Source organism: Streptomyces sp. NPDC045956 (genome assembly GCF_056430705.1).
The window spans coordinates 1,280,309-1,287,030 of sequence record NZ_JBWKKZ010000001.1 but is presented as its reverse complement, the minus strand read 5'-3'; the positions used below and the strand labels follow the sequence as shown (position 1 = coordinate 1,287,030).

General features: G+C 69.9%; 8 protein-coding genes. 4 read left to right on the top strand and 4 right to left on the bottom strand.

The window, feature by feature from the left end; translation table 11 throughout:
• Positions 1-378: 378 nt before the first annotated feature.
• Positions 379-1,020 (bottom strand): DNA-3-methyladenine glycosylase, encoded by a 642-nt coding sequence (locus AC07FV_RS05735; RefSeq protein WP_356607595.1) that lies wholly within the window; start codon positions 1,018-1,020, stop codon positions 379-381.
• Positions 1,021-1,122: 102 nt separating this feature from the next.
• Between AC07FV_RS05735 and AC07FV_RS05730 the strand changes: the two genes are divergently transcribed.
• The 3 genes from AC07FV_RS05730 (at position 1,123) to AC07FV_RS05720 (ending at position 3,202) form a co-directional block, all read left to right on the top strand.
• Positions 1,123-1,905, top strand: a complete 783-nt coding sequence (locus AC07FV_RS05730) for a sporulation protein (RefSeq protein ID WP_479084853.1) — start codon at positions 1,123-1,125, stop codon at positions 1,903-1,905.
• A gap of 49 nt (positions 1,906-1,954) precedes the next feature.
• Complete coding sequence (locus AC07FV_RS05725) at positions 1,955-2,494, top strand: YbhB/YbcL family Raf kinase inhibitor-like protein (protein ID WP_479084851.1); 540 nt, start codon at positions 1,955-1,957, stop codon at positions 2,492-2,494.
• 201 nt (positions 2,495-2,695) lie between these two features.
• Positions 2,696-3,202 carry an HNH endonuclease gene (locus AC07FV_RS05720; RefSeq protein WP_356607601.1) on the top strand — a complete coding sequence of 169 codons (507 nt, stop codon included), beginning with the start codon at positions 2,696-2,698 and terminating at the stop codon, positions 3,200-3,202.
• Positions 3,203-3,301: 99 nt separating this feature from the next.
• Here the strand turns inward: AC07FV_RS05720 and AC07FV_RS05715 are convergent, their stop codons facing one another.
• The 3 genes from AC07FV_RS05715 to AC07FV_RS05705 all read right to left on the bottom strand — a co-directional run bounded on the left by AC07FV_RS05715 (position 3,302) and on the right by AC07FV_RS05705 (position 5,701).
• Positions 3,302-4,249, bottom strand: coding sequence for an SPFH domain-containing protein (locus AC07FV_RS05715; RefSeq protein WP_479084850.1), 948 nt, complete (start codon positions 4,247-4,249; stop codon positions 3,302-3,304).
• Positions 4,250-4,417: 168 nt separating this feature from the next.
• On the bottom strand, positions 4,418-4,849 hold the full coding sequence (locus AC07FV_RS05710) for an NfeD family protein (protein ID WP_383647366.1): 432 nt from the start codon (positions 4,847-4,849) through the stop codon (positions 4,418-4,420).
• A 54-nt stretch (positions 4,850-4,903) separates the two neighbouring features.
• Positions 4,904-5,701 (bottom strand): ABC transporter ATP-binding protein, encoded by a 798-nt coding sequence (locus AC07FV_RS05705; protein WP_479084848.1) that lies wholly within the window; start codon positions 5,699-5,701, stop codon positions 4,904-4,906.
• 154 nt (positions 5,702-5,855) lie between these two features.
• Between AC07FV_RS05705 and AC07FV_RS05700 the strand changes: the two genes are divergently transcribed.
• Positions 5,856-6,644, top strand: a complete 789-nt coding sequence (locus AC07FV_RS05700) for a hypothetical protein (RefSeq protein WP_479084846.1) — start codon at positions 5,856-5,858, stop codon at positions 6,642-6,644.
• Positions 6,645-6,722: the final 78 nt, after the last annotated feature.

Sequence of the window (6,722 nt, the reverse complement as noted above, 5' to 3'; positions counted from 1 at the left end):
TTGGCACGCTGTTGAGTTCTCAAGGAACGGACGCTTCCTTTGTACTCACCCGAGAGACTCTCTCAGGCTTTCCTCCGGGCTTTCCCTTCGGTCTTGCGTTTCCGACTCTATCAGATCTTTCCGATCCGATTCCCTGTCGGCGGGATTTGCCGGGGCTTATTGGCTTTCGCCTGTCGGCCTTTCGACATTCACTACGTTAGCCGATTTCTCCGCGGTCTCATAATCGAGTCCTGCGAATCGAATTCGGGCATGCAAGCACGCCGAAATCGTCCCCGCTGAGGGGAAGTCGTAGGTAGTGGGTGGCCGCTTCCGGCTGCAGGCGATTGCCGTACCCGGGTCAAGCGGCTCGGGACACATTACGCGGCGGTCCAAGGGGAGTCAACTTCGGCGGCGCCGGGGGACGTGTGCCCGGTACGGGCTCACCGTCGGGTCGTCGGCGACCCAGAACCGCCAGGGATGGACGCCGCCCTCGCCGGACACTCCGGTGCGCGGGCCGTTGCGTACCTGGTCGCGGGGTACGGGGCTGCCGGTCAGGACGCGCAGGGGGGTGTCCTCGGGCGTGCAGGCGTCCGTGCCGTTCAGCTCGCGGCCCACGTCCAGCGCGGTGGCCAGTCGGGCGGGGCCTTTGGCCAGTTCCTTGTCATTGCGGGCCGAGAGGCGGCGGGTACGGGCCAGCTCGGCGCCCTCGATGATCTCGCCGGCGCGGAGCAGGACCGCACTCGACCTGCCCTCAGGCCCGCACACGAGGTTCATGCAGAACCACATGCCGTAGGTGAAGTAGACGTACACGTGTCCAGGGGGGCCGAACATCACGTCGTTGCGGGGTGTGCGACCGCGGTAGGCGTGGGAGCCGGGGTCGTTCTGACCGTCGTAGGCCTCGACCTCCGTGAGGCGGAGGGCGATCGGGCCGTCCGGGGTGTCGCGGACGAGGATGCGGCCCAGGAGGTCGGGGGCCACGTCGAGGACGGGCCGATCGAAGAAGTCCCTGGGCAGGGGCGTACGGTCGGGGCTCGCGATCATGCCCTCCGAGCGTAACGCAGGTGAGTGGTGCGGAACCGGCCACGGGCGAATCGCGTTGGTAGGGGTCAAGGGTTCACACGCACAGCCTGGAGAGGGAGAGACATGGCGTTCAAGAAGCTGCTCGCGAGCCTGGGGGCCGGCGGGGCTTCGGTCGAGACCGTGCTCAACGAGGTCAACGTCGTTCCGGGCGGTGTCGTCCAGGGCGAGGTGCGGATCCAGGGCGGCTCGGTCGACCAGCAGATCGAGGGCCTGTCGGTCGGGCTCCAGGCCAAGGTCGAGGTGGAGAGCGGCGACCAGGAGTACAAGCAGGACATCGAGTTCACGAAGAGCCGGCTCGGCGGCGCCTTCGAGCTGAAGGCGAACGCGGTGCACGCGGTGCAGTTCGGGCTCGAGATCCCGTGGGAGACGCCGATCACGATGATCGACGGGCAGGCTCTGCGCGGGATGAACATCGGGGTCACCACGGAGCTGGAGATCGCCCGCGCGGTGGACTCCGGCGACCTGGACGCGATCAACGTGCACCCGCTGCCGGCGCAGAAGGCGATCCTGGACGCGTTCATCGGGCTGGGCTTCCGCTTCAAGAACGCGGACATGGAGCGCGGCCACATCCGGGGTACCCGGCAGCAGCTGCCGTTCTACCAGGAGATCGAGTTCTTCCCGCCGCAGCAGTACCGCGGGCTCCACCAGGTCGAGCTGAGCTTCGTCGCGGACGCGCAGGCGATGGACGTCGTACTGGAGATGGACAAGAAGCCGGGGCTGTTCAGCGAGGGCAGCGACACGTTCCGCTCCTTCAAGGTGGGGCTGAACGACTGGCAGGGCACCGACTGGACGGCGTACCTCAACCAGTGGCTGTCCGAGGTCGGCAGCAAGCGGAACTGGTTCTGAGGGTTCTAGGCTCGGACACCACTGCACCGAACGATCAGGAGGTACCGAGGTGACCGAGCTCGAGCGGCGTCCGCTCCCCCATGACTTCCACCCGCCCGTGCCGTCCTTCACCGTCACGAGTGAGGACGTCCAGGAGGGAGCGACGCTCAAGGACGCTCAGGTCCACGCGGCCGGCAACACCTCGCCGCAGCTGCGGTGGGAGGGCTTCCCGGCCGAGACCAAGAGCTTCGCCGTGACCTGCTACGACCCGGACGCCCCGACGGGGAGCGGGTTCTGGCACTGGGTGGTGTTCGACATCCCGGCCTCGGTGACCGAGCTGCCGGTGGGCGCGGGCAGCGGCACGTTCGAAGGGCTGCCCGCAGGCGCCGTACAGGCGCGCAACGACTACGGCAGCAAGGACTTCGGCGGCGCCGCGCCGCCGGCCGGTGACGGGCCGCACCGTTACGTGTTCACGGTGTACGCCGTGGACCAGGAGAAGCTCGGTCCGGACGCGGAGGCCACTCCCGCGTTCGTCGGCTTCAACCTGCGGTTCCACACGATCGCGCGCGCCCAGCTCATCGGTGAGTACGAGGTGCCCGCCGAGGACTGAGTGTCCCGGGCGTTCATGGAACGTTTGCCCGCCCCTGGTCTTGGAATGGATCAGGGGCGGGCATTTTTGTTGCCGGGGGGCGGTGGGGGAAACGTTCCCCACCGGAGCGGCGGATATTGCGTTGTCCCAGGCGGCGTGCCCGGCCAGAGTTGATCCCAGCCCGCCAGGGGGTGGGCCGGTGCACACGGGAGGTGGGCTGGTATGCGGGACACGCTGGTGCTGAACGCGAGCTTCGAGCCGTTGTCGACGGTGACGTTGAACCGAGCCGTCGTTCTGGTGCTCCAGGACAAGGCCGTCGTCGAGCAGGCCCACCCCTCGCTGCGGATGCGCGGAGCCGCGCTCGACATACCGGCGCCGCGGGTGATCAGGCTCTGCCAGTACGTACGGGTGCCCTTCCGAAGACGTGCGCCGTGGTCCCGGCGGGGCGTCCTGGTCCGGGACCGGCACCGGTGCGCGTACTGCGGCCGACGGGCGACGACCGTCGACCACGTGGTGCCGCGGTCGCACGGCGGGCAGGACTCGTGGCTGAACACCGTCGCCTCGTGCGCGGAGGACAATCACCGCAAGGCGAACCGGACGCCCGAGCAGGCGGGGATGCCGTTGCTGAGGGAGCCGTTCGAGCCGACGCCGGCCGACGCGATGCTGCTGGCGCTGGCCCGGGACGACTTCGAGGCGCTGCCGGACTGGTTGGTGCTGGACGCGGCGTGACGGCCCCCGCCGTGGGGGCTCGGGTTGTGTTGCCGGTGCGGGCCGTCCGGGGCCGGTCGCGCAGTTCCCCGCGCCCCTTTCGGGGCGCGGCGTCCGGCCTCAGTCGATCGTCGGCTTCTCTCGGCGCTCCTGGGCGGGGACGCTGGGAGCGCCGTTGCCTCCGCCGCCACCCATGCCGCCGAAGTTGCCCATGGCACCCGACAGGCCCTTGAGGGCGTCGCCGATCTCGCTGGGGACGATCCAGAGCTTGTTGGCGTCGCCCTCGGCGATCTTCGGGAGCATCTGGAGGTACTGGTAGGAGAGCAGCTTCTGGTCCGGGTCGCCGGCGTGGATGGCCTCGAAGACCGTACGCACGGCCTGTGCCTCGCCCTCGGCGCGCAGGGCGGCGGCCTTGGCCTCACCTTCGGCGCGCAGGATCTGGGACTGCTTCTCGCCCTCGGCGCGCAGGATCTCGGACTGCCGGACGCCCTCGGCCTGCAGGATCGCGGCGCGCTTGTCACGGTCGGCGCGCATCTGCTTCTCCATCGAGTCCTGGATGGAGGTGGGCGGTTCGATGGCCTTGAGTTCGACGCGGTTGACGCGGATGCCCCACTTGCCGGTCGCCTCGTCGAGTACGCCGCGCAGGGCCGCGTTGATCTCCTCGCGGGAGGTCAGGGTCCGCTCCAGGTCCATGCCGCCGATGATGTTGCGCAGCGTGGTGACGGTGAGCTGCTCGATGGCCTGGATGTAGCTGGCCACCTCGTAGGTCGCGGCGCGGGCGTCGGTCACCTGGTAGTAGATGACGGTGTCGATGTTGACGACCAGGTTGTCCTGGGTGATGACCGGCTGCGGCGGGAAGGGGACGACCTGTTCGCGCAGGTCGATGCGGTTGCGGATGGTGTCGATGAACGGGACCACGATGTTGAGGCCCGCGTTCAGCGTCCGCGTGTACCGGCCGAAGCGCTCGACGATGGCGGCGCTTGCCTGTGGGATGACCTGGATGGTCTTGATCAGGGCGATGAAGACCAACACCACCAGGATGATCAAGACGATGATGACCGGTTCCATCGTGGTTGCCCGTCCCCTTCTCCGCCGCGGCGCTGTGGCAGATCCTGTTGACCCCGACTTCGGGCCCTGACTACGGCTGATCTTACGGGTGTTGAGGATCTTGCTGGTCGAGTCTGACAGACCGTCGCGTGCCTCGGAGGGTGTTCGGTCCAGTTGTGTCCGGCGAGGTCACATGATGATCGCCGTTGCCCCTTCGATGTCCACGACGTCCACTTCCTCACCCGTCTCGTAGGCACGGCCGGTGTCGAGCGCGCGGGCCGACCAGACCTCGCCGGCGAGCTTGATCCGGCCGCCGGAGCCGTCGACCCGTTCCAGGACGACGGCCTGTCTGCCCTTCAGGGCGTCGACCCCGGTGACGAGTTGGGGCCGTTGGGAGCGGTGCCGGGCGGCGATGGGCCGTACGACGGCGATGAGGGCGACCGAGACGACGACGAAGACCAGGACCTGGACGACGAGGCCGGCGCCGAACCCGGAGGCGATGGCGGCGGCGACCGCGCCCACGGCGAGCATCCCGAACTCCGGCATCGCGGTCACCACGAGCGGGATTCCGAGCGCTGCCGCGGCGACGAGCCACCACACCCATGCGTCGATGTCGTTCACACGGTCATGTTAGGTCCGCGGCAGGCGCCGGGGACAGGGCGCACGGGGGGCGGCTCAGGACAGGGGGAGGCCCTGCGCGGTCCAGCGGTCGCCGACCTGCTCGACGACGAGCGGGAGCCCGAAGCAGAGGGAGAGGTTGCGCGAGGTGAGTTCGAGCTCCAGCGGACCGGCGGCCATCACCTTGCCCTGACGGATCATCAGGACGTGGGTGAAGCCGGGGGCGATCTCCTCGACGTGGTGGGTGACCATGATCATCGAGGGGGCGATCGGGTCGCGGGCGAGACGGCCGAGGCGGCGGACGAGGTCCTCACGGCCGCCGAGGTCGAGACCGGCGGCCGGCTCGTCCAGGAGCAGCAGCTCGGGGTCGGTCATCAGGGCGCGGGCGATCAGGGTGCGCTTGCGCTCGCCCTCGGAGAGGGTGCCGAACCTGCGGTCGAGGTACTCGGTCATGCCGAGGCGGTCGAGGAAGGCGCGGGCGCGCTGCTCGTCGATGTCCTCGTACTCCTCCTGCCAGCCGGCGGTCATGCCGTAGGCGGCGGTGAGCACGGTCTGGAGGACGGTCTGGCGCTTGGGCAGCTTGTCGGCCATGGCGATGCCGGCCATGCCGATGCGGGGGCGCAGTTCGAAGACGTCGGTGCCGGGCCTGCCGAGGGTCTCGCCGAGGATGGAGGCGGTGCCGCTGCTGGGGTACAGGTAGCTGGACGCGACGTTGAGGAGGGTGGTCTTGCCGGCGCCGTTCGGGCCCAGGATGACCCAGCGCTCGCCCTCCTTGACCGACCAGGAGACCTGGTCCACCAGAGCCCGGCCCTCGCGGACCACGGATACGTCCTGAAGCTCCAGAACATCGCTCATGAGCGCGTTGTCTCCCCTTGCAGTGTGGCCGGTTCCGGCTGTCGCGTACGCCTGTGGGCTCGGGCCGCCGCGCCGGTGGGCGCAGGCCCCTCCAGGAAATCTACGCCACCGGTCGGCCGCACCGTTCCATCGGTCCGGTCCTTAGGGTGGGGGGATGCTCTCGGAACCACGCGCAGGGCGCCTAGCCGCCTGGGGAAATGCCCTTATTGCCCACATGGTCTCGCCGGACGACGCCGCGGTCGCGATCGTCGGCGACGACGCGGTGCACCGGGTGGAGGATCTGCCGGGTGAATCGGCGCCGGTGGGTCTCACGCTGGCGCTCGGGCGGTTGCGGTCGCTCGGGGCGACCGGGCTGCGGATCGCGCTGCCCGCGCCGGGGCATCCGCTGGGGCTGAGCGGGCCGCCGGACTTCAACGCGCGGGCGCTGGAGGCGGAGGAGGCGGTGATCTGCCATGGAGCCGCGCTCGGGCTGGTGCCGGAGGTGTACGAGGCCGGGCCCGCGGGAGATGTGCATGTCGAGGTCGTCTGGCACTGTCTGCCGGTGCGGGAGGCGCCGCCTGCCGACGTGCCGTCGCTCGGGGAGGCGGAGCGGGAACTGGCGGAGGCGCTGCGGGACGCGACGGAGGTGCTGACGCGGTTGGACGTGGCCGGGTCGGGACCGGTGGCCGAGGCGGCCGTGGCGGCGTACCGGGCGCGGGCCGAGCGGGGGCGGGAGGTGCTGGCGCCGGGGTATCCGCCGCGGGCGGTGCGGGTGCTGGAGTTGGCGCAGCGGGTGGGGGCGTTGGTGTCGCTGGCGTGTGAGAACGGCCACGGGGGCGCGGTGAGTGCCTCCGAGATGGCGGCGCGGTGGGAGGCGTTGCGGCCGGTGGAGCGGACGGCTCGGCGGGCGCAGGTCGCGGCGTACAACTCCGTTGTGGAGGAGCGGGAGCGGGGGGTGCGGTGACGTCCCCTGGGGGGTGGGGCGGGGGTGGTGGGGGCGCTGGGTTGGGGTGAGCCGGGGGGCGTGGAGGCGCTGGACGGG